Origin of the sequence: Nocardioides sp. NPDC057577 (assembly GCF_042801335.1) — a bacterium.
GTDB lineage: Bacteria > Actinomycetota > Actinomycetes > Propionibacteriales > Nocardioidaceae > Nocardioides.
In genome coordinates, this window is sequence record NZ_JBHVGB010000356.1 from 1 (window position 1) to 1,138 (window position 1,138).

At 69.5% G+C, this 1,138-nt stretch carries 1 protein-coding gene; it reads right to left on the reverse strand.

What is annotated here, in order from left to right:
* The coding region (locus ACFU7D_RS29755; protein ID WP_378874154.1) for an ABC transporter ATP-binding protein at window positions 1-938 on the reverse strand (938 nt) is incomplete at its 3' end.
* Between the last annotated feature and the right edge of the window lie 200 nt (window positions 939-1,138).

Consider the following 1,138-nt stretch of genomic DNA (forward strand, 5'->3'; position numbering starts at 1 on the left):
CGGAAGACCTCGGCGATCCGGTGGCGACGCTGTTCCATCCGGATGAGGCCCAGTCCGAGCCCGGCGACACTGTCGCGGACCAGGTCGTAGGTCTCCTCGCCCGTCGCCTCGACCAGGAGGATGTGGCCCGCTCCCGGCAGCCCCTCGGCGTCGAGTCCGTCGTGGCCGACGAACGTGATCCCGGCCTCGGTGAGGACCTTGCGCAGGGCGTCCGTACCGTCCGGATGGTCGTCGCTGTCGGTCACCTCGACCGCCAGGGTCGTGGTGACCGAGGTGAAGTCGCTGGTCGAGCTGGACCGCAGCAGTGATCCACCGTCGATGACGACGACGTGGTCGCAGGTGCGCTCCAGCTCCCCCAGGAGGTGGGAGGTGACCAGCACCGAGATGCCGAAATCGGTGTGGACGCGGCGGATCAGACCGAGCATCTCGTCGCGGCCCACGGGGTCCAGACCGTTGGTCGGCTCGTCGAGGAGGACCAGCTTCGGGTCGTGGACCAGGGCCTGGGCCAGCTTCACACGCTGCTTCATGCCGGTCGAGTAACCGCCGATGGGGCGGTAGCGCTCCTCGTACAGACCGACGTGGCGCAGGGTGTCCGCGGTGCGTTCACGCGCGGCGGTGGGCGGCAGCCCGGACATCCTCGCCATGTGGACGACGAACTCGGTGGCCGAGACGTCGGGAGGGAGGCAGTCGTGCTCGGGCATGTACCCGACCCGCTCCCGGATCGCGGCGCCCTCGGTGGCCACGTCGAGCCCGAGCACCGCGGCCCGGCCTTCGGTGGCGGGGGACAGACCCAGCAGGATCTTGATCAGGGTGGACTTGCCGGCGCCGTTGGCACCCACCAGGCCGGTCACACCGGGTCCGACGTCCACGGAGAGCCGGTCAAGCGCGGTCACCCTCGGGAACCGCTTGCTCAGGCTTTCGGTTGCGATCACAGTCACGTCGTCGACGGTAGTGGCGCGTACCACAGGAGTCGTCAGACCAGGCGGCTGGATCGGCGTCCGACTCCAGGCGTACGGACCCGTAGGGGGACCCCACGAGGAAGGAGGCGGTGCTCCGTGTGCCGGCTCGGTACCGGGGCAGGTTCGGATGATCCCTTGACGCGACCGTCCCGCGGTTGCCACATTCGGCGGTGTCACGT